At 47.4% G+C, this 23,838-nt stretch carries 25 protein-coding genes and 1 tRNA gene; 18 read left to right on the plus strand and 8 right to left on the minus strand.

Features of this window, described 5'->3' with window-relative positions; translation table 11 throughout:
• Nucleotides 1–3 precede the first annotated feature (3 nt).
• Complete coding sequence (gene yyaC, locus IEX98_RS14225; protein WP_188889886.1) at nucleotides 4–630, minus strand: spore protease YyaC; 627 nt, start codon at nucleotides 628–630, stop codon at nucleotides 4–6.
• Nucleotides 631–774: 144 nt separating this feature from the next.
• Here yyaC and IEX98_RS14230 point away from each other — a divergent pair, with 144 nt between their 5' ends.
• The 3 genes from IEX98_RS14230 to IEX98_RS14240 all read left to right on the plus strand — a co-directional run bounded on the left by IEX98_RS14230 (nucleotide 775) and on the right by IEX98_RS14240 (nucleotide 2,208).
• Nucleotides 775–1,020: a DUF3343 domain-containing protein gene (locus IEX98_RS14230; protein ID WP_188889887.1), complete on the plus strand. Its 246-nt coding sequence runs from the start codon at nucleotides 775–777 to the stop codon at nucleotides 1,018–1,020.
• A 95-nt stretch (nucleotides 1,021–1,115) separates the two neighbouring features.
• Nucleotides 1,116–1,982, plus strand: coding sequence for a mechanosensitive ion channel family protein (locus IEX98_RS14235; protein ID WP_229692187.1), 867 nt, complete (start codon nucleotides 1,116–1,118; stop codon nucleotides 1,980–1,982).
• 1 nt (nucleotide 1,983) lies between these two features.
• The gene (locus tag IEX98_RS14240; RefSeq protein WP_188889888.1) at nucleotides 1,984–2,208 is read left to right on the plus strand and encodes a DUF951 domain-containing protein; all 225 of its coding nucleotides are present in this window, start codon (nucleotides 1,984–1,986) and stop codon (nucleotides 2,206–2,208) included.
• Between the two features lie 80 nt (nucleotides 2,209–2,288).
• Here IEX98_RS14240 and IEX98_RS14245 read toward each other — a convergent pair whose 3' ends face one another.
• The 3 genes from IEX98_RS14245 to IEX98_RS14255 are packed head-to-tail and all read right to left on the minus strand — an operon-like array spanning nucleotide 2,289 to nucleotide 5,204.
• On the minus strand, nucleotides 2,289–3,158 hold the full coding sequence (locus IEX98_RS14245; RefSeq protein ID WP_188889889.1) for a glycine betaine ABC transporter substrate-binding protein: 870 nt from the start codon (nucleotides 3,156–3,158) through the stop codon (nucleotides 2,289–2,291).
• 13 nt (nucleotides 3,159–3,171) lie between these two features.
• Nucleotides 3,172–4,008 carry an ABC transporter permease gene (locus IEX98_RS14250; RefSeq protein WP_188889890.1) on the minus strand — a complete coding sequence of 279 codons (837 nt, stop codon included), beginning with the start codon at nucleotides 4,006–4,008 and terminating at the stop codon, nucleotides 3,172–3,174.
• Nucleotides 4,005–5,204 carry a quaternary amine ABC transporter ATP-binding protein gene (locus IEX98_RS14255; RefSeq protein ID WP_188889891.1) on the minus strand — a complete coding sequence of 400 codons (1,200 nt, stop codon included), beginning with the start codon at nucleotides 5,202–5,204 and terminating at the stop codon, nucleotides 4,005–4,007. The genes IEX98_RS14250 and IEX98_RS14255 overlap by 4 nt, the downstream gene beginning before the upstream one ends.
• Nucleotides 5,205–5,446: 242 nt before the next feature.
• Between IEX98_RS14255 and IEX98_RS14260 the strand changes: the two genes are divergently transcribed.
• Nucleotides 5,447–6,004 (plus strand): GbsR/MarR family transcriptional regulator, encoded by a 558-nt coding sequence (locus IEX98_RS14260; protein ID WP_188889892.1) that lies wholly within the window; start codon nucleotides 5,447–5,449, stop codon nucleotides 6,002–6,004.
• Nucleotides 6,005–6,070: 66 nt separating this feature from the next.
• On the opposite strand, the gene IEX98_RS14265 is transcribed toward IEX98_RS14260, so the two are convergent.
• On the minus strand, nucleotides 6,071–7,288 hold the full coding sequence (locus tag IEX98_RS14265) for a DUF418 domain-containing protein (protein ID WP_188889893.1): 1,218 nt from the start codon (nucleotides 7,286–7,288) through the stop codon (nucleotides 6,071–6,073).
• Nucleotides 7,289–7,427: 139 nt separating this feature from the next.
• On the opposite strand from IEX98_RS14265, the gene IEX98_RS14270 reads away from it, so the two are divergent.
• The 5 genes from IEX98_RS14270 (at nucleotide 7,428) to pgsA (ending at nucleotide 14,009) form a co-directional block, all read left to right on the plus strand.
• Complete coding sequence (locus IEX98_RS14270) at nucleotides 7,428–8,144, plus strand: response regulator transcription factor (RefSeq protein ID WP_188890253.1); 717 nt, start codon at nucleotides 7,428–7,430, stop codon at nucleotides 8,142–8,144.
• Nucleotides 8,141–9,883 carry a sensor histidine kinase gene (locus IEX98_RS14275; RefSeq protein WP_188889894.1) on the plus strand — a complete coding sequence of 581 codons (1,743 nt, stop codon included), beginning with the start codon at nucleotides 8,141–8,143 and terminating at the stop codon, nucleotides 9,881–9,883. The genes IEX98_RS14270 and IEX98_RS14275 overlap by 4 nt, the downstream gene beginning before the upstream one ends.
• Before the next feature lie 69 nt (nucleotides 9,884–9,952).
• Nucleotides 9,953–10,043 (plus strand) — tRNA-Ser (locus tag IEX98_RS14280).
• Between the two features lie 394 nt (nucleotides 10,044–10,437).
• On the plus strand, nucleotides 10,438–13,197 hold the full coding sequence (locus IEX98_RS14285) for an S-layer homology domain-containing protein (protein WP_188889895.1): 2,760 nt from the start codon (nucleotides 10,438–10,440) through the stop codon (nucleotides 13,195–13,197).
• A gap of 224 nt (nucleotides 13,198–13,421) precedes the next feature.
• Nucleotides 13,422–14,009: a CDP-diacylglycerol--glycerol-3-phosphate 3-phosphatidyltransferase gene (gene pgsA, locus IEX98_RS14290; RefSeq protein ID WP_188889896.1), complete on the plus strand. Its 588-nt coding sequence runs from the start codon at nucleotides 13,422–13,424 to the stop codon at nucleotides 14,007–14,009.
• A gap of 403 nt (nucleotides 14,010–14,412) precedes the next feature.
• Here the strand turns inward: pgsA and IEX98_RS14295 are convergent, their stop codons facing one another.
• On the minus strand, nucleotides 14,413–14,595 hold the full coding sequence (locus tag IEX98_RS14295; protein WP_188890254.1) for a YjzC family protein: 183 nt from the start codon (nucleotides 14,593–14,595) through the stop codon (nucleotides 14,413–14,415).
• Nucleotides 14,596–14,794: 199 nt separating this feature from the next.
• Between IEX98_RS14295 and rpsF the strand changes: the two genes are divergently transcribed.
• The 7 genes from rpsF (at nucleotide 14,795) to IEX98_RS14330 (ending at nucleotide 20,583) form a co-directional block, all read left to right on the plus strand.
• Nucleotides 14,795–15,079, plus strand: coding sequence for a 30S ribosomal protein S6 (rpsF, locus tag IEX98_RS14300; protein WP_042169770.1), 285 nt, complete (start codon nucleotides 14,795–14,797; stop codon nucleotides 15,077–15,079).
• A 37-nt stretch (nucleotides 15,080–15,116) separates the two neighbouring features.
• A complete protein-coding gene (ssb, locus tag IEX98_RS14305; RefSeq protein ID WP_188889897.1) occupies nucleotides 15,117–15,671 on the plus strand; it encodes a single-stranded DNA-binding protein in 555 nt (184 codons plus the stop codon).
• Between the two features lie 18 nt (nucleotides 15,672–15,689).
• On the plus strand, nucleotides 15,690–15,974 hold the full coding sequence (rpsR, locus tag IEX98_RS14310; protein ID WP_042169765.1) for a 30S ribosomal protein S18: 285 nt from the start codon (nucleotides 15,690–15,692) through the stop codon (nucleotides 15,972–15,974).
• A gap of 255 nt (nucleotides 15,975–16,229) precedes the next feature.
• Nucleotides 16,230–16,667 (plus strand): DUF1641 domain-containing protein, encoded by a 438-nt coding sequence (locus IEX98_RS14315; protein WP_188889898.1) that lies wholly within the window; start codon nucleotides 16,230–16,232, stop codon nucleotides 16,665–16,667.
• 23 nt (nucleotides 16,668–16,690) lie between these two features.
• Nucleotides 16,691–17,869 carry an NAD(P)/FAD-dependent oxidoreductase gene (locus tag IEX98_RS14320; protein ID WP_188889899.1) on the plus strand — a complete coding sequence of 393 codons (1,179 nt, stop codon included), beginning with the start codon at nucleotides 16,691–16,693 and terminating at the stop codon, nucleotides 17,867–17,869.
• 199 nt (nucleotides 17,870–18,068) lie between these two features.
• Complete coding sequence (locus IEX98_RS14325) at nucleotides 18,069–19,244, plus strand: AI-2E family transporter (RefSeq protein ID WP_374705348.1); 1,176 nt, start codon at nucleotides 18,069–18,071, stop codon at nucleotides 19,242–19,244.
• Between the two features lie 184 nt (nucleotides 19,245–19,428).
• Entirely contained in the window at nucleotides 19,429–20,583 is a 1,155-nt protein-coding gene (locus tag IEX98_RS14330; RefSeq protein WP_188889900.1) for a cation:proton antiporter, read from the plus strand.
• A 71-nt stretch (nucleotides 20,584–20,654) separates the two neighbouring features.
• Here the strand turns inward: IEX98_RS14330 and IEX98_RS14335 are convergent, their stop codons facing one another.
• Entirely contained in the window at nucleotides 20,655–21,986 is a 1,332-nt protein-coding gene (locus IEX98_RS14335) for a hemolysin family protein (protein WP_188889901.1), read from the minus strand.
• A 265-nt stretch (nucleotides 21,987–22,251) separates the two neighbouring features.
• Here IEX98_RS14335 and IEX98_RS14340 point away from each other — a divergent pair, with 265 nt between their 5' ends.
• Both IEX98_RS14340 and IEX98_RS14345 read left to right on the plus strand, forming a co-directional pair.
• The gene (locus tag IEX98_RS14340; protein ID WP_188889902.1) at nucleotides 22,252–22,977 is read left to right on the plus strand and encodes a DUF1836 domain-containing protein; all 726 of its coding nucleotides are present in this window, start codon (nucleotides 22,252–22,254) and stop codon (nucleotides 22,975–22,977) included.
• Between the two features lie 8 nt (nucleotides 22,978–22,985).
• Complete coding sequence (locus tag IEX98_RS14345) at nucleotides 22,986–23,351, plus strand: MmcQ/YjbR family DNA-binding protein (RefSeq protein WP_188889903.1); 366 nt, start codon at nucleotides 22,986–22,988, stop codon at nucleotides 23,349–23,351.
• A 51-nt stretch (nucleotides 23,352–23,402) separates the two neighbouring features.
• Here IEX98_RS14345 and IEX98_RS14350 read toward each other — a convergent pair whose 3' ends face one another.
• Nucleotides 23,403–23,756, minus strand: a complete 354-nt coding sequence (locus IEX98_RS14350; RefSeq protein ID WP_188889904.1) for a DUF4870 domain-containing protein — start codon at nucleotides 23,754–23,756, stop codon at nucleotides 23,403–23,405.
• Nucleotides 23,757–23,838 lie beyond the last annotated feature (82 nt).

Below are 23,838 nucleotides of genomic sequence, written 5' to 3' on the forward strand. Positions count from 1 at the left end.
AGCTTATTGTGGGAAACGTCCTCTCGCGTTCTCAAGCGAGGCAGCGTGCTCCCGTGTTCTTGAATGAATGGGAGTACTGTTCACAACGGCAGAGAATAGGCTGCAGGAGATAATATCAGCCATCTTCATCACGAGGTGCAGACGAGTGTTTTGCAGAACGAAGTATTCCATGAAACCGCCGACGTTGACGATACCGGTAATGTGGATATCCCCGACAGGGGGAAGTTCCTTATTAACGCCTGCACCAGGCCGGACAGGTCCCATGCCGACTTGGATCGAACCGATGCTCGATACTTGTCCAAGGCAAGCGTCGATGCCGATAACGAACGGCTTGTGAAAGTTGCGGTTAATATGTAGGAGGGTATCTTCCAGATTCATGGCATGGACGGGCTCTTCAAGCGTGCCGTAAATGGAAAAATGGGGACTTTGATATTTGGCAAGTGATGTGCCTATAATAGGTCCAAGCGAATCGCCGGTGGAGCGGTCGGTCCCAATGCATACGATGACGATGGGCCGATCTCCGGACATTTCATCGAGAATGGCAGATAGCCGATTCACCAATATGCCAACTACATTCAATTCGGTGTAGGGTACTTTGAGCGGTATATCCTTCGTAAAAGATAGTTTCATAGAATCCCCTCCGTAAATGCCTCGCTATATGCGCATTCCCAGCGCGGATAGCGAAATATAATACTAGTATATGGATAAGAGAGCCATTTTATACGTCAGAAACGGCGTAACTTCGTTTTGCAAACTGAGGGAGAGAGAAAATTTATGCTTATTGCCTTCGATTCCACGCAGCAAGCGCTCCGTGCGGAGATGCTGCTTGAATATGCCGAGGTAGATATTGATATTCGTCCCACACCGAAAGAAATTACGGCAGGCTGTGCATTGTCGATTGAATTTCCGGAGGATGCTTTACATACAGTTAAGGAAGTCATTGTTCAGGAAAACGTGGAAGTCCGCGGAGTGTTCAGGCTGCTCGAGGCAGGCGGCGGTTACGAGCAAGTAGACCTGTAGGCCTGAATTTGCAGGGTGGATACGAATGCTCTAATGGTCTAAGACATGAAGAGCAGCAACCTGTGCAGCGGTTCAAAATAGGGTAGGTGGTAAGTGTGGCGGGAGATGGACTTGCACTGTATGAAAGCGTAACAGCCTGGTTGTCTATCGATGGCATATGGGGACAAATCGGGGAATCCGTGCTGCGAATTGTCGCGATACTCATTGCAGGGCCGATCGTAATCTGGATTGCCAATAAAATGATTGATCGCGTCATCTTAAACCAAGCTGCCAAAAGGATGCCGAATCAGAGCCGGAGAATGACGACGGTAGGCAAGCTGATCAAAAATGTGTTTTCCTACGTCGGATACTTCATCACATTGATGATTATTTTATCCGAATTCGGCATTGAGCTTGCCCCGCTGCTTGCCGGAGCAGGCGTCATTGGCTTGGCGATCGGTTTTGGCGCACAAAGCCTGGTGAAGGACATTATTGCAGGATTCTTTATTATTCTGGAAGATCAGTTTGCCGTTGATGATATTATTCAGACGGGGCAGTTCAAAGGCAAGGTTGAAGTTGTTGGGCTGCGGACGACACGAATACTGAGCTGGACTGGTGAGGTGCATATCATCCCAAATGGGATGATCAATGAAGTAACGAATTTCTCAGTCAATAACTCTGTCGCAGTAGTCGATGTAGCGATCAGCTATGAGGAGGATGTCGAACGGGCAACTTCTATCATTCGTGATGCGATGGGAAGGCTGGAGGATCCGAATCTCGTCAAGGAGCCGGAAGTGCTTGGCGTGCAGCAGATAGGAGCTTCTAACGTGCTAATCCGGGTCACGGCAGAGTGCTTGCCGCATACGCACTTTGCTGTAGCGAGGTCGATGAACCTATTGATTAAGAAAACGATGGACGAGCACGGGATTGATATTCCTTATCCAAGAATGGTGACATATCATCGAGCTGAAGGGGGCACTTAATGTGGAACGCAAACAATTTGAGCTTGGAGACATCGTACAGATGAAGAAGCAGCACCCTTGCGGTTCCAACGAGATGGAGATCATCCGGATGGGGATGGATATTCGCATCAAATGCGTTGGTTGCAAGCATAGCGTGCTGATCCCGCGTGTGAAGTTTGAGAAAAATATGAAAAAAGTGCTGCGGTCGGCAAGCTCCGCTGAGGGCGACGATTTCCAGCAGCAATAAATAAGGATAGTTGAATCCTAATAAAACATAAAAAAGACGCCTCAATTGCAAATGCGAGGCGTCTTTTTTATGATCATATCTTAATTGGCAAGCCAGGCATCCACTTTATCAGCGTTCGCTTCTACCCATGCTTTAGCCGCTTCTTCAGGCGATTTGCCTTCCTGAATTTGAATCATGACAGCAGCCATGTCGTCCGGTGTCCAGTTGAACTTATCGAGGAATGCGTAAGCATCTGCATCGTCATCTTTAAGTCCTTGACGAACGACGGTATGAATTTGCTCAGCGCCGCCATACACATTTTTCGGATCATCCAAATACTTCAGATCCATCTTGGCGAACATCCAGTGCGGCGTCCAGCCGGTAACAACGATAGGCTCTTGGTTGTTATAAGCCTTCTGCAACTGCTGCGTCATAGCGGCAGAAGAGCTCTCAAGCAGCGTCCATTTGTCGCGGAGGCCATAATCGTCGAGTGCTTTCTCGGTCGACATCATGAGGCCTGCACCTGGTTCAATGCCGATGATTGTGTAATCGACCGCTTTGCCTGTTGTATCATTTAGTTCATCAATGCTTTTGATATCTATATAAGCCGGTACGACGAGTCCAGTTTTAGTGCCTTCCAGATTAGGACCAAGATCTTCGAATTTGCCTTCATACTTCTGTACATAAGAAGCATGGGTAGTCGGAAGCCATGCAGCTACCATCGCATCGGCGCTGCCGTCCGAGATACCTGCCCACATTGGGCCGGCATCAACCTGAAGCATTTCTACTTTGTATCCGAGCTTCTGCTCGAGAACTTCTTTGACTACATTCGTGCTGGCAATCTCTGAATCCCACGCGACGTAAGCAAGCTTGATCTTTTTGCTGTCGCCACCTGAGTTGGAAGAACATCCTGCAACGACTGCAATTAAAAGTAGAGCGGTTAGTGCGGTAAGCCAAGTCTTTTTCTTCAAACGTAACAACCCCTTAATTTGTTTTCGTTTTGTTCATGGACTGCTGAGTAAGACGGTCGAGAATAATGGCCAAAATAACGATGGCTAGCCCCGCCTCAAAGCCCACGCCGGTATTGCCCTGTGTCACAGCCCTGTAGACGTAAGCACCAACCCCTTGAGCGCCGATCATCGATGCGATGACGACCATAGAGAGGGAGAGCATAATCGTCTGATTAATACCCGCCATGATGGTTGGCATAGCTAGCGGGAGCTGCAGCTTAAACAGCTTTTGTGCCGGTGTGGAGCCAAACGCATCGGCTGCCTCCACGAGCTCGGCTGGAACCTGCCGTATACCCAAATTCGTCAGTCGGATCGTTGGCGGAATCGCAAAAATAATCGATGCGATTACACCGGGAACGACGCCGAGCGAAAAGAACGTAACGGCTGGAAGCAGGTAGACGAACGCCGGCATCGTCTGCATGAAATCGAGCAGCGGTGTCACAATGCGGAGTACAGTCTTACTTCTCGCGCATAGGATGCCAAGCGGAACGCCAATCAGGATCGAGATAAAGGCGGCTGTAATGACGAGAGCCAGCGTCTGCATCGTTTGACTCCACAAGCCAAGATTATCGATGATCGCAAGGCCGATGAAGGAAAATAGCGCCATCCTCCACTTGCCGATAAACCAGGCGATCGCAGTAAAGATCAGAATGAGCACGAGCGGCGGAAACCATTGCAAAACTGATTCCAGACCGCCTACGGTTTCGCCGACGATAAGCCGAATGAATTGGAAGAGCGGATCGAAATTCGATTCCAGCCAAGCTTCGAGCCATTCGATCCAGTCCGCTAGCGGAATTTTGGGAAGATTCATATCGCATGGCCCCCTTCCTCAAGCGTATTGCCGGATAGAGCCGCCAGAACGGCGCCCTTAACGACGACGCCTTTAAGCCGGTTGTTCTCCCCGATTACAGCGACGGGAAGCCGGATTTGGCCCATCATTTCGAATAAATCGTTTAGCACAGTATCGGGAGCCGCTGTCGGCACATCAGTCTGAATGATGGATTCAAACGGAAGGCCTTCTTTAATGGAACGGACGGCATCCTCGGCAGTAATAATGCCCAGAAGCTGCATCCGCTTGTCGACGACGTAAAGGCTGGATACGCCTTGCTCCCGCATAAATTGCAGGGAAACACGCGGTCCTTTTTCCGGTGTAATCGTCGCTGCTTTCTTCATGACATGGGAAGCGGTCAACACCTTCGACAGATCGACGTCTTCGACGAAGCGCTCAACGTATTTGTTGGCCGGCTGCATCAGAATTTCTTCCGGTGTACCGATCTGTACGATGCTGCCGTCTTTCATCAAGGCGATTTGATCGCCGATGCGCAGCGCTTCATCCAGGTCATGGGTGATGAAGACGATCGTTTTTTTCATTTTCAGCTGCAGCTCAATCAATTCATCCTGCATATCCTTGCGAATAAGCGGATCAAGTGCACTGAATGCTTCATCCATGAGCAATATCTCCGGATCGTTCGCCAAACCGCGAGCCAGCCCTACACGCTGCTGCATACCGCCGCTAAGCTGATCGGGGTAGCTGTTCTCCCAGCCTTTCAGCCCCACGAGCTCCAGTGATTCCATGGCCATTTCACGGCGTTTTTTCTTATCGATGCCTTGAATCTCAAGGCCGTATTCAATGTTCTGTACGACTGTTCGATGCGGAAACAACGCAAACTTCTGGAATACCATGCCGATATGCTTGCGTCGATATTGCCGAAGCTGCTCTGGTGACATCTTCAGCACATCCGTGCCGTTAAACAGCAGTTGGCCGGATGTCGGCTCAATTAATCGGTTTAGGAGCCGTACCAGCGTCGATTTGCCGCTGCCGGACAAGCCCATGATGACAAAGATCTGGCCAGGCTCTATCGTAAAGTCGGCTTGATTAACGCCAACCGTGTGCTTGGTTTCTGCAAAGATCTTTTCCTTGGACCACCCTTTATCTAATAAAGCAGCCGTTCTTTTGGGGTCGGACCCAAATATTTTTGTTAGCTTTTTGGCTTCTATAATCGCCATAAGTGCGCCCCCTTTGTATGTGGTCTCGCTTCTAATAGTGTATCTGGTTAACTTTGTAAGGGTCAAAACGGGTGAGAGTCCGTATAGAACGTACAGTTTAAACTTTACGTACTGTATGTACCGAATACTCTTGATAACTCCTTTTTCCTATTCAGAACTAATCTTTACATGTGGATAAGCTCTTATTACAATACAGGTGTAGGATTTATCGGGAGCAAAGCGATTCCCTCAGGAGGAAAGTCATGAATGAACTTGCAGATCTAACAGACGAGCAACGGGAACAGCTGCTGCACACACGTCGTCGCGCGATCGAGTCAATCGGTAAAAACATGGACTTATACGGCATTACGCTGTCTATTGGTCACTTATACGGCAATATGTACTTTAATCAGGAGCCTGTGACCTTGAATGAAATGAGCGAGGCGATGGGGCTCAGCAAGACGTCGATCAGCACAGGCATGCGGACGCTCCATGATTTGAAAATGATTAATAAAGTATGGGGAAAAGGCTCACGGAAGGATCTTTACGAGGTGGAGCCGGACTGGCATCAAAATTTCTCTGACTTCTTCTCGATTAAGTGGAGAAAGGCCGTTGAGCAAAACAGGAGCGCCTTGCGCAAATGTATGAAAGAAATTGAAACGCTTGAGGAACAATATAGCGAGGACGCTGTCTTTATGAAAGTGCTGGAGCACGATCGGCTAAAGATGCAGGAATCGATGAAATATTATAAATGGCTGGAGCGATTGATCGATTCCTTCGAAAACGGGGATATCTTCACGCTTATTCCTAAGGAAGAATAGCTGGGTTTTAATCGAAAAAGCGGATGATGCGAGGGGCATCATCCGCTTTTTCATGCATTTTGCTGCCTACAGATCGGCAGAAACAGGGGGATCAGGCGTTGGCTTTGGAACAGTGCGCAGCTTGAGCTTGCCGTTCAGTGAGAAGTACGTTCCGATGCGCAGCAGCATCTCGAACGGGCCATGCTTCACCCGCTTAAGCAGCAGGGTAGAGGCATAAGCTTGAAGGGCATAGATGACGATGGCGAGCAGCGTGCCGGTCATAACGCCAACTTTTCCGAACCAGCCCAAACCGTAGCCATAAAACAATGTGGTGCAAATGACGGACTGCATTAAATAATTCGTCAAGCTCAAGCGGCCGACCGATTCAAAGGCTTTGAGCAAAAAAGAAGCTTTGGACAGGTGAGAGAGCAGGAACGCGAAGGCTGAAATATAGCCTAAGGCAAGCAGGGGGCCACCGATTTGAGTAAGAACGGGGCCGATTTGCGTTTGGGAAAGCCCTACTCCAAAGCTCTTCAACAGGATGCCTAAAGGCAGAAATACAGCAGCACCATACTGATAAGCTGTTCGCTCCTGCCGGGGATTGTGGAACCAGCCTTTCTTGGCGGCGGCAATACCGAGCAAGAACATCGGCAGCAGCATGAAAGGAACCATAAAGGCGACTAGTACCAGGCCAGCCTTCGGAATATCAAGCGGGTCTTCTCCGCGGAATTTGATAATATCGGCATAGCTTCCTTCACTAAAGACGGGAATCGAGCGTTGGACGTAATCCGTTAGTTTTGGGTCGGCACCCGCAGAGGGCTCATTCATCCCGTAACTCGCGGCGGCGAACAGCACGCCTAATGTGATCGCCCAGATTAACAGCGTCTTTGGCTTGCGGTTTACGAATAACAGAAGAACGAAGCCAGTAATTCCGTAAGGCAGCAGTATATCACCGTCCCATAACAGAGTCGCATGGAGAAGACCAACTCCAAGCAATAAGGCAAAACGTCTGGTGAGCGCTCGCCAAGGCTTTAGTCCGCTCTGCTCCAATCGCTCTCTTAGCTTAAATAGACTGTAGCCGAACAGGAACATAAAGATTGGCATAAAGCTGCCCTCGGCCGCAACGAGCAGGATATTATGGGCCGCAATGTCCGTAGGGGAAGCATGGAACAGGTCGAGCATTTCTTTTCCATAAAGGCCGTATTGAAAGATTAGAATGTTGCAGATGAGTATGCCTAATAAACTAAACCCACGAATTGCATCGATTATACGAATACGATTGACTGAATCGGTTGTCTCCTTCATGTTCCCATCACCTCAACAACAGGTTATCAGCGGAGATTGAATAGGAAACAAACAGTACTGTAACGATGGCTTAATTTTTGCCAGTTTTGTTAAACTGCTGTTAAGGTTAATATGATAGCCTATTGGTGGGTGATAAATGATGAATACGAGCAAAATATTAATCGTAGATGATGAGCCTTCCATTGTGAAAATGCTGCGTATGGTTTTGATGAAGGAAGGGTTTGATCAGATATATACAGCGGGCAGCTGCCGGGAGGCGCTGGACCTAATTGAACGCTATGGGGCGGATATCATCATCTTGGATGTTATGCTTCCAGATGGCAACGGGCTTGAGCTTTGTTCCAAGCTTCGCGCTTACGGCAATCCTTATATTTTATTTCTGACGGCAAAAGTATCTGATCTCGACGTGCTTACCGGATTCGCGGTAGGGGGAGATGATTATATTCTAAAGCCATTCAATCCGCTTGAAATCGCTGCACGGATTAAAGCCCGGGTGCGGCGTATGGGAGAGACTGCAGAGCCGTTAGCCAGAGCGATAAAGCCTGTCTACAGCTTCGGGCGTTTTCAGCTCAATGAAGCAGAAGGGGAGCTGTTAGTGGATGGCAAGCCAGTCAGTTGTCCGGCTCAGGTTTATCAATTGCTGCTGCACTTCTGCAAGCATCCCGGCATCGTGTTTTCTAAAACTCAGTTGTATGAAGCGGTATGGGGACTCGATGGCCTAGGGGACGATAGCACGGTTATGGTGCATATCCGGCGTATTCGCGAGAGGATTGAGCATGACCCTGGTATGCCGACACATTTGCTGACGGTGCGAGGGCTTGGTTATAAGCTGGCGAAGGAGCCGGATATACGATGAAGCTTCAGCGGAGATTGGCCATTCATTTTACATACCAGCTGGCCGCTTATTCGATTTTGGTTGTCGGGATGATTGTTGCCATGGTATTAGTGATGGTTAACGTGGTGACTCGAGAAGAGATTAAACGAAACTTTCCGGTCAACGGGCTGGAGAGCATCGTCACTGGAACTTATTTCACCAATGGGGAGATTCAAATGTCCAAGCAATGGCAGGATGTTATAACAGAGCGCAATGCCTGGCTCCAGGTGGTCGATGTGAAAGGAAACGTCATCTTCGAAGTGAATACAAATGGGGAGCAGCCGCAAGCTTATACGCTTACCGAACTGGTCAACATGCAGGATAAGAAGCAAGGCGGCCCCTACCATATCGAGACTTTTCTGGATGATACATATTCGAGCCCTTTATTCTTTCTATTAGGGTATGAGAATTCAAGGCTGAAGGGTCTTGCCCAATTGCATGAGCAATACGGGAGCAGCGGTCTAGTCTTGGCGGCTGAAATCCCCTCAGTAGAACGAAAGCTGAAGGAGACGGGCAGCTACTTGACGATTGTGGATCCAAAGGGAGAAGAGCTCCAAGCAATCGGAGAGAAGGAAGTCGCGCCCCGGCATTACGATCCGCTTGAAGTCATTGCAATGCGGCAATCACCTGGTGCGTATGATACGACGATCACAATTTACTCATCAGAAGAGGGAGCTCCTGCTTGGATTCTACATACGCCTAATTCAGACAATAGCGGTCTCGGCAAATGGATGTATGGCACCGAGTTATGGCAATTTGCGTTACTCGTGGCGTGTATTCTGCTGTTTTCCCTGGCGTTGTCGGTTTGGCATGGCTACCGTTATGCTCGGCCGCTTCTGTTGTTCACGGGGTGGTTTGAGCGAATGGAGAAGGGGTTATATGAAGAGGTGCTTACACCGAAGGACCGCCGGAAGCTATTCCGCCGGAGGGGGCAACTAAAGCTGCGTTACCGGTTGTATAAAGAGGTGCTGCAATCCTTCTACAGTATGGCCGAGCAGCTGGCTCAGACGGAGAAAGACCGCGTGAAGCTGGAACAGATGCGCGAGGAATGGATGTCCGGCATTTCCCATGATCTTCGTACACCGCTCTCTACGATCCAAGGCTACGGCTACATACTGGAGAGCAGCTCGGCAGGATCATGGTCTGAAGACGAATTGCGCGACATGGGGACGCAAATCCGCGAGAAAGGCGAATATATGCTGGAGCTGATCACCGACTTCTCTCATATATCCGAGTTGAAGCAGCAGCATACTGCCGGTATCATTCGGAGCCGAGTCGAGCTGAGTGAGCTGCTTCGCGTATCTGTACTTGCTTATGTGAATGATGCGACGTTGTCTGCTGCACAGTTCCGTTATGAGGGCGAGGAGGCACCGCTCCTTATTTACGGCAATGAGAAATGGCTGCAGCGTCTGTTCGAGAACCTGCTGTCCAATGCGGTCAAGCATAATCCCTCCGATGTCATTGTCTCGGTATCCAGCGGGATGGTGAATGATGAAGTATATATCCGGGTGGAGGACAACGGCGTGGGGATGGATGCTGTAACGCGCCAGAAGCTGTTCGAGCGTTACTATAGAGGGACGAATACGGAGGAGTCCACAGAAGGAACGGGTCTCGGCATGAGTATCGCCAAAATGGTTGTGGAAGCCCATGATGGCCGGATTGAAGTGCATTCGGAAGCGGGAGAGGGAACTCGAATTACGGTCTATTTGCCGGCTGCTTAGAGCTTCAAAAAAAATCAAAACAAGCCCTTGCAATGGGGTCGTTGCTGTGCTATATTATTTATTACATGCGGAGAGGTACCCAAGAGGCCCAAGGGGGCTGACTCGAAATCAGCTAGGCGTGTCAAAGCGTGCGTGGGTTCGAATCCCACCTTCTCCGCCATTAACTTTTAAATGACAACCTTCTACAGTCAAATGTAGAAGGTTTTTTTGTTGTTCCCTTTTTCTATGAACCTCTTTATTCCACTGCTCATGTACGGAATGAGCTTAATGTCCTATCCTTCAATTATCCACTGTTTTTTTCTAGTCAAAATACCCCTATAAACCGTGTCAATATCACTATTCAATAGGTTATCCCCTAATAAAATCGGATAATATTGGAACATTTATCGTTGAAATAAATTCTTCTAATGGTATTATTGTACTATTGGAAAATTTACTATTTTTCAATAAATCTTAATAAAAGGAGAAATGATTATAGAATTTTACAAGGAAGTAATGGGGAAGTCAGATTATATTTTGCTAAAAAAGAAAGAAACATAAGGGAGAGAATGTATTTGTTTAGAAAACAAGCACGAAAAAGAATTTCGATGTTACTCGCTCTAGCAATGGTTCTATCTATTTTCTCTACGAATTATTTCGCTTTCGCAGCGGAGACAACAACGGCAACAACGTTGTCGGATATTGACCAATCGTATGCTAAAGCAGAGATTGCTGCACTTGTTGAAAAAGGAATTTTGGCTGGATTCACAGATGGTACCTTTAAGCCTGGCGACTCCTTAACCCGCGCACAGTTGGCTAAGGTACTCGTATTATCGTTGAATAAAGAAGAAGATTTGTCGGGCGCAGCTTCCTTCAAAGACGTAGCAAGCAGCGACTGGTTTGCCGGGTATGTTGGAGCGCTTGTTAAATCCGGCATTACGCAAGGCACTTCGGCGAGCAGCTTCTCCCCTAACCAAACGGTTACAAGAGAAGAATTGGCCGTTTTCTTCATTCGTGCTTTCGGATGGGAAGAGCAAGCCAAAGCTACAGCTTTGGAAACGAACTTGTCTGATTTAAATAAAGTATCGGTATGGGCAAAGCCTCATGTATCCTTCGCCTACAAAATCGGCTTTATTAAAGGAAGCACAAATAACGACGGTTCCATTAGCTTTAACCCGTCGGGCAAAGCAGACCGTCAAGCACTAGCTCGATTGGCCTATGAATTTGTCGTGAACAGAGCGACTTATGTGGACAAAGTAAGCGCGCTGAATATCAAGCAGCCTGAAGACGACAAAAAACCGACGTCCCCTGGCGGCAACAATGGCTCAGGAACAGGACCAACGCCTACGCCAAACCCTGAAACGACGACAACTATTTCCGAGCCTGGCACACGCAGCTTGGGTACGGTAAATGGCAATGTTGTCATCAGCGCAGCAGATGTTACGCTGAAGGATACAACAATCAATGGCAACCTTACGCTGACATCGGCAATCGGTCTTGGCGATGTTACGCTGGATAATGTTACGGTAACGGGTACGACCAACGTTCAAGGCGGCGGCCCTAATAGTATCCATGTGTCCAATTCGATTCTGGCTACTGTAGTTGTAAACAAAAGCGACGGCAGCATCCGTCTTGTTCTGGAGAACGGCACGGACGTACAACAAGTAGAATTGCGTTCCGGCGGTATTATTCAAACGAATAATGCAGGCGAGATCGGCCCGATCGGCCTTGCGAGCACGATTCCGCAAAATGCTACGGTTACGTTGAACGGATCTTTTGATACGGTAAACGTGAACGCTCAACAAATTAACATTAGCTTGGCAGACGGCACTTCGGTCGGCGATCTGAATGTATTCGCAGGCGCAGTTAACAACGCATTCCAATTGTATGCGGGCTCGTCCGTTACACATTTGATCGTTAATGCCATCACATCGTTCGCAGGAGCAGGTATCATTTCTTCTGCTCAAGTGAATGTTGACGATGTTGATTTTAGCGGTCTGACTACACCTCCAGTAATGGCAGCAGACCCTTCGGTAACTGAGGTTGTATATTCTCCTAAATCGTTTACGTTGTCTGCAGTAGGGGCGACTCGTCAAATCGTATTGACTGGCGTTCGGGAGCAAGGCAATATCGATCTTACTCAAATTGCTGCTTGGAGCAGCTCCACACCATCTGTAGCTGAGGTTGTTTATGGTGTTGTTAAAGCTGTAGGTGACGGTACAACAACCATTTCTGCTAACTACGGTTCGTACAATATTGAAGTGCCTGTAACGGTATCGGTCTATCAGCCGGTTACACATCCTACCATTACGGGCATCGTAGTGACAAATGGCCAAATCGATGTTCAATTTGATCAAACGGTTGAGGAATTGTCGTTGGAACATTTCAAAGTGACAGCATCGTTAAACGGTGTTGAAACTCAGCTGCGCGGCTTAAATTATTCGAATGGCCAAATCAGCTTCCAGCCTATTAGCACTTACGGCAAAACGTTGTATGTGACAGTTCAGCATGATGAGAACTTTACGAAATTCGCTGGCAGCCAAAGCGGCTCTATTAAGCTCACAGGCTTCGGCGGTAAAATTACTAATGTTCTCAACCAAGCTGTTTCTAATCTTACGATTAAATTCCGCAAAGGTTTGAACGCTACGACAGGCGATGTTGTTGCAACCGTAACAACAGATGCATATGGAAAGTACTTCGTGAATCTTCCTGCCGGCATTTATACAGGTGAGATTGGCGGCGAGGGTACAGACTATATTAAATCGTATTTAATTGGCGTAGCGGCAAGCAATGTGTCGAATACGAATGAGAATTTCACGGCGATCAAAATTCCGCTTGCTTCCGAAACCCGCATTGTACTGACATGGGGAAAAGCGCCTAGAGATTTGGACTCTCATTTAATTGGTCCTGCTGTTGATGGGGAAGGACAATTCCATACTTGGTACTGGTATAAAAAATATACGGTAAACGGTGAACTTATTGTTGATCTCGACTGGGACGATGTAGACTCATACGGTCCGGAAACAACAACGCTTCGCAAAAACGTTCCCGGCACGTATCTGTTCTATGTTCATAACTACTCGAACGAATCTCCAATGACTGCTTCGGGAGCAAAGGTTCAAGTTATTCAAGGAACAGACTGGGAGAATCCAATTGAATTCACAATTCCTACAGGTGCTGACGAACGGTACTGGCTGGTATTCGAATTTACAATCGATGAGAACGGAGTCATTACGTTTAATCCAATCAATAAATTGACTAATGATAATCCGGCTTCAGGACGATACGTTAACGAGACTAGCTTTGAAGACGACCTAGAAGAAGAAGAGTTGTAAGTAACATTCTATAATCTAATAGCTAAAAAAAGGGACTGGCTCTCAGATGTTTATATCTGAAAGTCAGTCCCTTTTTTATTTTGCAATATGAAGTGAAGCAAACACAATTATATGATCATTAACGGTGAATACCTGGATGATCTGATAAATCCTTTTAACACAGTTACATAAAAATGGTAAAATATAAAATGAAGCAGTTGACCAAATAAATTGGAGGTTAACATATGAACCTGGCTAATAAAATCACAATAGTACGGATAGGTTTAATCCCGCTTTTTATGGCAGCATTTTCGCAATACCCTGTAGGGTCAATTGAAAATTTGGGGTTTGTTAATCATCTGGAGCAATACGGTGTTTATTGGGCTGTTGCAATATTTATCCTTGCAGCTGCTACTGATAAATTGGACGGTTATATAGCTCGTAAATATAATCAAGTGACCAATTTAGGGAAGCTGCTGGACCCTCTGGCGGACAAACTTTTAGTTACATGTGCACTTATATTGATGGTTCAACATCAGATGATACCTTCGTGGATTGCCGTTGTTATTATTGGCAGGGAAGTAATGGTGTCTTACATACGGATTCTTGCTGCTGCAAAAGGAGTTGCACTTGCAGCAGATAAACATGGAAAAATTAAACTCGTTCTGCAAGTTGTTGCAATAGTAGCTGTTTTATTAGGGAACTTCCCATTTACACTGATTACGAGTTTTCCTGTAGATTTTACTATTATGATCGCTGCTGTTGTTATGACTGTTTATTCAGGCTATAAGTATGTGAAAAATAATCATCGGGCATTGCAATTGGAAATCTGACCTTTATTAAATCGAATAACACAAAGAAGAGAGCTCTCGCGAGCTCTCTTCCTGTGACGGGCGCTTGATCGTTGAGTCATGAATTCACACTTCGTAAAGAAATAAGGAGCAACCATTCTTCGATACGGCAATCTCAATTCCACAAAAGCTTCATCGTTTATGCCGTATGAATGATCAGGATCTTAAGCGGCTGTATCTAACAGCTTGTATTAAGTCTGATCGTGAATGCGCGTGTGTTACAGATAAGTGTCTTTGGCACAACCCTCCGCTTCTATGCTGAGTGGACCAATTCCTCTTGCAGCCATTGCACCATTTGGTTCAACGGAACCACACCTCTCTTCGCGCCGTCGTTTAGTATGATGTCCGAAGCTTCAATTCCTTATGCATCACTTATGCAAAAAAATCAGTGGCCCATCTTTTTCCACTTACGCTCGTGGTTAGTTGTATCCGGGAACCGATCGCCTTTGCGCAGCTGTACTTTTTTCGGATTGTTAATGCCCATATGAAAGGAATTAACTCCGTCTTCAATATAAGTGCCGTCATTCGGAGCCTTGTCACCAGGGGAAAATTGCGTCCATTCGCCCATCATGTTCACCTCCTTGAAAGCCGTATTGCTCTATTATTCGCCGGCCAGGGGAGGAACATGAACGGCATAAAACGCCAATACGAAGCGACTTGTCAGACGATGGGCGATTTGGTATAGTATAAAGATGCGAGTATGATCTAATCATAACCGCTCCTTGCTCCTTAGTGGAGCCGCTTAGTCCAAAAGGAGGTGAAACAATATGCGCAAATATGAAGTGATGTACATCATTCGTCCAGACGTTGAGCAAGAGCAAGTTCAAGCCCTCGTTGACAAATTCAATGGCATCATCAACAACGGCGGTGAAGTCACGAAATCTGACTTGATCGGTAAACGTCGTCTTGCGTATGAGATCAATAAGATTCGTGATGGTTACTACGTTCTGGTTCATTTCAATGCAACGACTGAAGTTGTGAACGAACTCGACCGCATCATGAAGATTACGGATGAAGTTATCCGTACTTTGATCGTCAGAGACGTTGCCTAAGCCACGCCAGGATTGATCGATTGGGAGGTCTGTAACGATGTTGAACCGTGTAATACTGATTGGCAGATTAACGAGAGACCCCGAGTTGCGTTATACGCCGGCTGGCGTAGCCGTCACTCAATTTACGATTGCAGTAGACCGTCCGTTTACGAGCGGACAGGGCGAGCGCGAAGCGGATTTCATTCCGGTCGTAACTTGGAGACAGCTGGCTGAGACTTGCGCCAATTACTTGCGTAAAGGCCGTTTAACAGCGGTTGAGGGACGTATTCAAGTGCGGAATTATGAGAACAACGAAGGCAAACGCGTCTATGTGACGGAAGTTATTGCCGATAACGTTCGTTTCTTGGAATCCAACCGTGAAGGCGGAGCTCCACGCGAAGACAATGGCAATAGCTATGGCGGCGGAAATAACAGCAACACCGGATCTTTTGGCGGCGGTGGTGGCGGCAGCGCTTCTTACAGCGGTGGCGGCAACAGCAGCGGCGGAAGCCGGTCCGGTAACTCCGGCAACTCACGTAACAACGACAGCCGTGATCCGTTCTCGGATGATGGTCGACCGATCGATATATCAGAAGATGATTTGCCATTTTAATTGAAAGGATGGGTTCGAATGAGCTTTAAGCAAAGAGAAGGCGGAGACGGAGAGCGTCCAGAACGCAAATTCGGCGGTCGCAAAGGCGGACGCAACAAACGCCGTAAAGTTTGTTACTTCACTGTTAACAAAATCACTCACATTGACTATAAAGATACGGATTTGCTTCGCAAATTCATCAGCGAGCGCGGCAAAATTTTGCCACGTCGTGTAACTGGAACAAGCGCGAAATACCAACGCTTGCTGACTGTTGCGATTAAACGTTCGCGTACAGTAGCTTTGTTGCCATACACAACTGAGTAGTTATCTGCTCAGAAAGGCCTGTTAGAGATCATTCTCGGCAGGCCTTTTTCTTGAGAAAAATGTACGATTCCTGAAAATAGGAATTGAACATTTTGTGAAAGAGGAATACAATGAACATATTGAGGAGCAACGAGCCGTCATAGTTTGTCGGGATTGTGAATGTTTTCACAAGAAATTGACACATTATTAAAGGATGGTTCGTGAAAGCAACACAGCTCATAATACACAGCATGCATAGAGGAGGCTGCAATTCGTATGTCCGAAACAGTAACGAAACAACTCGAGAGCGGTGAAGAAGCCGTATCTGTACGTGAACTGGATGTGCTTGAACAATTGTTGAAGCCGGAGGTTCAAGCGTCGCTTACCGTATTGGTTGAGAACCTGCCGAAATTGGCTGAAATGGTGACACTGCTTACGAAAGCGTATGACGTAGCATCGACAGTTGCGAATGACAAAGTATTGGTTAACGACATGATTCATGGAGCAGGAGACTTTATTAAACCAATCGCCGACAAAGCAAAAGGTTTGGCTTCCGCTGCAGTAGAAGCAAATGATCGCGCACAGGCTGACGCTTCGGCGACTATTGGTCTGTTTGGATTGTTGAAAATGCTGAAAGATCCGCAAGTGCAATCGTCTTTCCGTTTTGCACAAGCATTTCTAACGGTATTGTCCGAGCGTAAAGGCGCTAACTAACATACTAAGGACGGAGGATTAGCATGGCTAAACAAATTTTAATTCTGGGTGGCGGCTACGGCGGCTTGCTGAGCGCTTTGACTGCCCGCAAACATTTCTCAGCTGAAGAAGCTGCGATTACGGTCGTTAACCGTGTGCCTTACCACCAAATCGTAACCGAGCTTCACCGTCTGGCTGTAAGTGGTCTGGATGAGAAGAACGTTGCTTTGCCTTTGAGCAAATTGCTGAAAGACAAATCGATCGAACTGATCATCGACAACGTGGAAAACATCGATCCGGAGAAAAAACAAGTTCGCCTGTTGGCAAGCGGCAACCTCGGCTACGATAAACTCGTTGTAGCGCTTGGCGGCGAAACGGCATTCTTTGGCATTCCAGGTCTGGAAGAGAACAGCATGACGCTGAAATCGGTTGAAGAAGCGAAAAAAGTATCCGCACACATTCAAGCTCGTCTGGATGCTTACGCAAAATCGAAAGACGCGAAGGACGCTACAATCGTTGTTGGCGGCGGCGGCCTTACTGGCATCGAGCTGATCGGCGAAATCGCGGACATGCTTCCTAAATGGTGTGAAGCTAAAGGCGTTGACCGCAATGAAATCAAACTGTACAACATCGAAGCAGGCCCGTCGATTCTGGCTGGTTTCCCTGCTGAGCTGGTTGAACGTGCGAAAGCTAGCCTTCAAAACCGCGGCGTAACGCTCATTATGGGTGTTGCTGTTACGGAAGTACAAGGTACGAAAGTATTGCTGAAAGACGGCAACGCAATCGATACGAATACATTCGTATGGACTGGCGGCGTAACAGGCAATCCTGTTGTAGCTAACTGCGGCATCGAAGTTAACCGCGGCCGCGCTACGGTTAACGAATTCTTGCAATCCACTTCGCATGCTGACGTATTCCTTGCAGGCGACAATGCGGTTGTATTCGGACCGGAAGGCCGTCCATTCCCGCCAAGCGCGCAAATCGCATGGCAAATGGGCGAGGCAATCGGTTACAACTTGTATGCAAACCATAAAGGTCTGCCAATGAAATCGTTCGAGTTCGTGAACTCCGGCGTATTGGCAAGCTTGGGCCGCAAAGATGCGATCGGTACGGTTGGTGCTAGCCAGCTTCGTCTGAGAGGCCTTACGGCTTCCTTGATGAAAGAAGCGAGCAACGTGCGTTATCTGTCGCATGTGAACGGTCTGTTCTCCCTGCTTCACTAATAACGACGAACAAGAAGTCCTCTCCTTTAGAGCAATGTCATTATGTTTTCATCATGACATTGCTCCCTGGGGAGGGCTTTTTTTATACATATAACCACCTGCTGCAAATTCGCAATCGGCATAGCCCGAATGCTATAATATCCCTTATAGCTCAAGCATAACTTCCGTTATGGACTATATAAATCAGGGAGGAAACGATATGGAACCGATGCAAACGGGCCCAAGCCGGTTCAAGCAATTTTTTCTGAACAATAAGTTCGTCGTCTTTCTGTTAGTACTGCTGCTTATCGGGCTGAATATTATGGTATTTACGAAAATATCGTATATCTTTACGCCGTTGGCCGTACTGCTGAAGACGATATTACTACCCGTCATATTAGCGGGAGTGGTTTATTATTTATTGAATCCAATCGTCGACTATCTGGAACGATGGAAAGTGAAGCGGGCCTATTCGATCCTGCTGCTATTCGTCATCATTATTGGTTTGATTACGATTTTACTCGTATCAGTCATTCCGCTCATTACCGATCAAATTACCGGTTTTATTAATAACTTCCCGGGATATGCGGAGCAAATCCAAGAGCAGTTCGATACCCTAATGGGCAGCTCGCTTTCCAGTCAGGTTCAGGACTGGCTTAATATCAATACAGCCGAAATGACCAGCAATTTGACGGAAAAGGTTACCTCCATATTAAACAATGTATGGTCCAGCGTCGGCTCGTTCTTCAGCACGCTGAAGGAAGTCGTTCTCGCGATCATTACGCTTCCGTTCATTTTGTTCTACTTGCTGTACGAAGGCAAGAAGCTGCCGCGTACGATTGTTGGCTTTCTCCCGACTAAAGTTCGCGGTTCATCGCTGCGTGTGTTTGGCGAGATGAATTCGCAGATCAGCAGCTACATTCGCGGACAGATTATCGTGAGCTTCTGCATCGGCGCCTTGCTGTATCTGGGCTATATCATTATCGGCCTCAAATATTCGCTTGTGCTGGCTCTGATTGCGGCTTGTACAGCCGTTATTCCTTACTTGGGACCGGCTATCGCGATTACACCTGCGCTTATCGTCGCGCTCGTAACGTCGCCGATTATGCTGTTGAAAATGATCATTATATGGACGGTAGTCCAGCTCATCGAAGGGAAATTTATTTCCCCGCAAATTATGGGCAAAAGCTTGCGAATACATCCCATTACGATCATTTTCGTTATTCTGACCGCAGGCAATTTATTTGGCATAGTTGGGATCGTATTAGCTGTTCCAGGCTACGCGGTGTTGAAGGTTGCTTTTATGAATCTGTTCAACTATATCAAGGGAAAATCTACGCTTTATAACGAGGATGAGCCCGCAGATCCATCGGTTTTCATTGAACCTAAAGCGTAATTCCTGTATAATAATGAATAACAAATGAATAAGCACGGACTGGAGGAGCCTGTCAACGACGGGCTTTTTCTGTCTTTATGACGCAAAGGAGCCTGTATATACGCAGGCTCCTTTGCGTCATAATATAAGCCATTTACGGTTGGGTTGGATTTCGACGTGCTTAGGTTGGAGGGGAAAGGGAATTATGACTTTCATTTTGTATTTGGCACTAATTATTGTATTTACAAAGGCCGCAGGAGCGATCTCAGTCAAGCTGGGGCAGCCGTCGGTGCTAGGCAAGCTGCTCGCCGGTATTTTACTTGGGCCGGCTATATTGGGCTGGGTGCAGCCTGACGCGTTTATCGGTCACTTCTCGGAGATCGGCGTGCTGCTGCTGATGTTTATCGCGGGACTTGAGACAGATGTCGATCAGCTTCGCAAGAACTGGAAGGCGAGTTTTGCGGTTGCTGTAGGGGGCATTATTTTACCGTTTATCGGGGGATATGCTTTGGCAGCTGGCTTTGGCTTAACGAACAATGAAGCGCTATTCCTCGGCTTGCTGCTATGCGCAACCTCGGTCAGCATTTCTGTACAAACATTGAAGGAGATGGACCGTCTTGGGTCTAGAGAGGGGACAACGATACTTGGGGCGGCCGTAGTAGATGACGTTATCGTCGTCATTCTGCTGGCAGTTATGATGAGTTTCCTCGGCACGGCAGGAGATGTCTCAATCGGTTTGTTGATTGGCAAGAAGGTATTATTTTTTATTGTTGTCATCGCTGCCGGATGGTTTATCGTACCGTGGTTCATGAAGCTGTTTGCGCCGTTCAAGGTGACGGAAGCCGTGATGAGTGCGGGGCTAATTGTCTGTCTCGCGTTCTCCTACTTCGCTGAAATGATGGGCATCGCAGGTATTATCGGTGCATTCGCGGCGGGGATTGCGATTTCGCAGACGTCCTTCAAGCATCAAGTGGAGACGAAAATCGAGCCCATTGCCTATACGCTGTTCGTGCCGGTCTTTTTCGTCAGCATCGGCTTGAACATCACCTTTGACGGCGTCGGCAGTCAGTGGCTGTTCATTGTACTGTTAACGATTGTGGCCGTTATAACGAAGCTCATAGGCGGTGGTGCGGGGGCGAGGCTTACGGGCTTTGATAACCGGTCCTCCATCATCATTGGCTCTGGTATGGTATCGAGGGGAGAGGTGGCACTTATTATCGCGTCTACGGGCTTGCAGGCAGGCCTGCTGCTGCCTGACTACTTTACCTCCGTTGTACTCGTCGTTATCCTAACGACACTCATTACCCCGCCGCTGTTGAAAGCTGTGTTCAAAGAAGATCGTCAGCTAGCTTCGAACTAACGAAAGAATAAGAAGACAAAAAAGAACCCGCTGCCAGCAGCGGGTTCTTGCCTTTATTGCTTTTATAGAAATTAGGCCGTTTCAACTGCGGCCGTCACTTCAGTCGATTCGTTCTCGATGATCAGCTCAACTTTCTTGATACGATGCTTGCCGACCTCGCGAATAATGAATCGCATATTGTCATGACGCAGCTCTTTGCCAGGCTTCGGATCTTGAATGACGCTGTACAGCCATCCGCCGACGGTATCTACTTCATCATTGTCCAGATTCGCGCCCGTCATGTCGCTGATTTCATCCAGCGATACTTTGCCGTCGAGCAGGTAGCAATTATCGGCGAGCTTCTCGATTTCGCGGCGCTCGTCGCCATCGAATTCATCACGGATTTCGCCGACGATCTCTTCCAATATGTCTTCGATCGTAATGAGGCCCGATGTACCGCCATATTCGTCCATCAAGATGGCGATATGAACGCGTTCCTGCTGCATCCGTTTGAGCAACGTTTTAACCGGAAGCACTTCAGATACGGTCAGAACCGGATGAACAAGCTTTTTGAAATCAAACTCACGATTGTCTTGAAATTCCAGGAAAAGCTGCTTCGTATTGATCATGCCGACGATATTGTCTTTGCTGTCGGTTGCAACAGGGAAGCGTGTATATTGTTCCTTGCGGATTATGTCCATGTTTTCGATTAAAGAATTGTTCGTATATAAGCAAATCATGTCGGTGCGGGGCACCATTATTTCTTTGGCAAGCATTTCGTCAAAAGCGAAAATCCGGCTCACATAACCGTATTCGGTATTGTTGATTTTACCGCTTTGAAAGCTATCATTCAGAATGATCTGAATTTCTTCCTCGGAATGCGCCTCTTCATGCTCTTTGGCCGGTTTTAGTCCGAACAAACGGGTTACGGCATTGGCGGAGCCATTCAGCGCCCAGATGAACGGGTACATAATGGTGTGGAATAAAATAATCGGCCTTGCAACTTGAAAGCTGATGAACTCGGCTTTTTGAATGGCCCAAGTTTTCGGAGCCAGCTCGCCTACCACGACGTGAAGAAATGTAACTGAAGCAAATGCAATGATAAAGGATAAAATATGGCTGATTTCATTGTTGACACGCAATCCTTCAAATAGCGGAAGCATAATTTTCTCTACCGTAGGTTCGCCGAGCCAACCTAAGCCGAGAGCTGTAATCGTAATACCCAACTGGCAGGCGGACAGATAAGCGTCCAGATTACTTGTTACCCGCTGTACGAACTTCGCATTCTTCTTGCCCTCAAGGACCAATTGATCCACACGGCTTGTGCGAAGTCTGATAATTGCGAACTCTGTCGCCACAAAAAAGGCGGTTAATACAATCAACAACGCAATCAAAAATAAATTTAATCCTATACTACTGTCCATTTCGGTTCTTCACAATCCTTCGTATTGTAGATTTTTGTAATATATATATGCTCTACTATACTGAATATTATAGCCGCTATGCAAATTCGCTATATTGCTCTGCAAGTCGTTGACAGTGAGTTTAAGGTTGGAAACCGGAATCAGCAGGGTATTATCTGCGATTATCTCGTCTTTACAAGGCCTTGTTCATGGGCGTATGATAAGTTCAAATGAACTCTAAATGAGAAAGTTGATCTTTTATTTACGTCTGAGGAGGAAAGCGACCATGGAGACCTTCACGCTTACTCGCAAAGAAATGGCAGGTTTGCTGCTTGCGCTGCAAGGCAGCAGTCAGGACAATCCGCTGCAAGTGCTGCAGCAGGCATGGAAGAAAGCGCATTGCGAAGCATACGCCGCAGGATCGCCGCTGCCGGCTTTTTTGTCGACTGCATTGCCCCCTGTGCTGGATAAGCTTATTAAAGGAAATAAGGTGAGAGGCTTCTCGCTGCAGGAAATATCCGCGTTGGGCCAGCTTATCGAATATTCCCAAATCTCGATGACTTCGATGCAGAATTGGGTGAAACGAGACTTTAAAGCGTATTTCGAATGCCCGCAGGTTGGCAAGAAATATTCGCTTAATCAAGCGGCGCTTCTTTATATAATCGATGATCTGAAAGCGAATCTCGACTTCGATTCGATCCGTAAGCTGTTTGATCTATTATTCTGCAAGCCGCAGGGTGAAGGCGCGCAAGGCGATTTAATCAATCCGCTTTCGTTGTACGCGGCCTACTCGACACTGTTCGCTGAGCTTGAAAGAACCAAGCATCCGATGCTGGAGCAAGCGATTCGCACGGCCGCCGACAAGTTCGCGGGTTCGTTCACGCATTTAACGGATGAGCAGAGCGAGGCGCTGCGCAATATTTTATTCATTGCCGCGCTTTCCATCCAGACCGCGTACTTTCATTCGCTTGCCAAGCGCTATTGCAACGCAACGTTGTTTCTAAAAGGCTGATTAGGGGTATGAAGGAGAGAACCTTAGTGACAGATCAGGTTACAAGCAGCATTGAATATTGTGATAACAAGCCCGGTGCGGTTCAAGATTATCCGTTTGGACCACAGCCGCTTGTTATGAAGGTAGGCGGTAAAATGTTCGCCTTCTTCTCGGCGGATTCCATTACGCTGAAATGCGACCCGGTCATAGCGGAAAATTTGCGCGAGCAATATGCCGCCGTGAAGCCCGGCTATCATATGAATAAGAAGCACTGGAACACGGTGATGCTGGACGGTTCCCTTACGGAGGAGGAGCTGCAAAGTATGATTGATCATTCCTACGATCTCGTAGCTGCTGCTTTGTCTAAGGCGGTCAGGCAAGCTTTGCAGACATAGCAAAGAAGCAGGCCGGATCATCTATCCGGCACTGCCTCTTTGGGTTGCACTCTAGAACTTGTTGGCTTGCTGCTCGGCCCAGTCTCCGATATACGGCACTTTGAACTGCTTGCCTTGCAGAGCAAGGAGCATAAGTGCGATCCAGAGAATGAAGCTGACTGGCGCCAGAATGACACCCAGTATCCAGCCGATAATTGGAAGGATGCCGAACACAATGTTCAAAACGATCAGTATGACGGATACGGCTATCGATTGCATCGCGTGAAATTTCACAAATCGGCTCTGCTTCTCAATGGCAAGAAATATAATTCCGGTCACAAACCAACCCAAGTATACCAGCAAGCCGGCGATTTTGGGGTCGAGCCCGGTTGAGGAGCGATCCGGTTCGATGCCAGGCGTGTTCATCCGAAGATTCACCCTTTCCTAATGGTAATCCTGCCTTGATTGTATTCGTAGCCGATGATGAATATTCCTCCTAAATCTTGCA

Origin of the sequence: Paenibacillus radicis (ex Gao et al. 2016), from assembly GCF_014641555.1 — a bacterium.
GTDB lineage: Bacteria > Bacillota > Bacilli > Paenibacillales > Paenibacillaceae > Pristimantibacillus > Pristimantibacillus radicis.

Coding starts and splice junctions, on each gene's coding strand:
- IEX98_RS14340 (WP_188889902.1), top strand. CDS start 22,252: ATGGAGACCTTCACGCTTACTCGCAAAGAAATGGCAGGTTTGCTGCTT.
- IEX98_RS14295 (WP_188890254.1), bottom strand. CDS start 14,595: ATGGGCGAATGGACGCAATTTTCCCCTGGTGACAAGGCTCCGAATGAC.
- IEX98_RS14335 (WP_188889901.1), bottom strand. CDS start 21,986: ATGGACAGTAGTATAGGATTAAATTTATTTTTGATTGCGTTGTTGATT.
- IEX98_RS14260 (WP_188889892.1), top strand. CDS start 5,447: ATGAATGAACTTGCAGATCTAACAGACGAGCAACGGGAACAGCTGCTG.
- IEX98_RS14315 (WP_188889898.1), top strand. CDS start 16,230: ATGTCCGAAACAGTAACGAAACAACTCGAGAGCGGTGAAGAAGCCGTA.
- IEX98_RS14230 (WP_188889887.1), top strand. CDS start 775: ATGCTTATTGCCTTCGATTCCACGCAGCAAGCGCTCCGTGCGGAGATG.
- yyaC (WP_188889886.1), bottom strand. CDS start 630: ATGAAACTATCTTTTACGAAGGATATACCGCTCAAAGTACCCTACACC.
- rpsR (WP_042169765.1), top strand. CDS start 15,690: ATGAGCTTTAAGCAAAGAGAAGGCGGAGACGGAGAGCGTCCAGAACGC.
- IEX98_RS14320 (WP_188889899.1), top strand. CDS start 16,691: ATGGCTAAACAAATTTTAATTCTGGGTGGCGGCTACGGCGGCTTGCTG.
- pgsA (WP_188889896.1), top strand. CDS start 13,422: ATGAACCTGGCTAATAAAATCACAATAGTACGGATAGGTTTAATCCCG.
- IEX98_RS14330 (WP_188889900.1), top strand. CDS start 19,429: ATGACTTTCATTTTGTATTTGGCACTAATTATTGTATTTACAAAGGCC.
- IEX98_RS14275 (WP_188889894.1), top strand. CDS start 8,141: ATGAAGCTTCAGCGGAGATTGGCCATTCATTTTACATACCAGCTGGCC.
- IEX98_RS14350 (WP_188889904.1), bottom strand. CDS start 23,756: ATGAACACGCCTGGCATCGAACCGGATCGCTCCTCAACCGGGCTCGAC.
- IEX98_RS14270 (WP_188890253.1), top strand. CDS start 7,428: ATGAATACGAGCAAAATATTAATCGTAGATGATGAGCCTTCCATTGTG.
- rpsF (WP_042169770.1), top strand. CDS start 14,795: ATGCGCAAATATGAAGTGATGTACATCATTCGTCCAGACGTTGAGCAA.
- IEX98_RS14325 (WP_374705348.1), top strand. CDS start 18,069: ATGGAACCGATGCAAACGGGCCCAAGCCGGTTCAAGCAATTTTTTCTG.
- IEX98_RS14345 (WP_188889903.1), top strand. CDS start 22,986: ATGAAGGAGAGAACCTTAGTGACAGATCAGGTTACAAGCAGCATTGAA.
- ssb (WP_188889897.1), top strand. CDS start 15,117: ATGTTGAACCGTGTAATACTGATTGGCAGATTAACGAGAGACCCCGAG.
- IEX98_RS14265 (WP_188889893.1), bottom strand. CDS start 7,288: ATGAAGGAGACAACCGATTCAGTCAATCGTATTCGTATAATCGATGCA.
- IEX98_RS14250 (WP_188889890.1), bottom strand. CDS start 4,008: ATGAATCTTCCCAAAATTCCGCTAGCGGACTGGATCGAATGGCTCGAA.
- IEX98_RS14255 (WP_188889891.1), bottom strand. CDS start 5,204: ATGGCGATTATAGAAGCCAAAAAGCTAACAAAAATATTTGGGTCCGAC.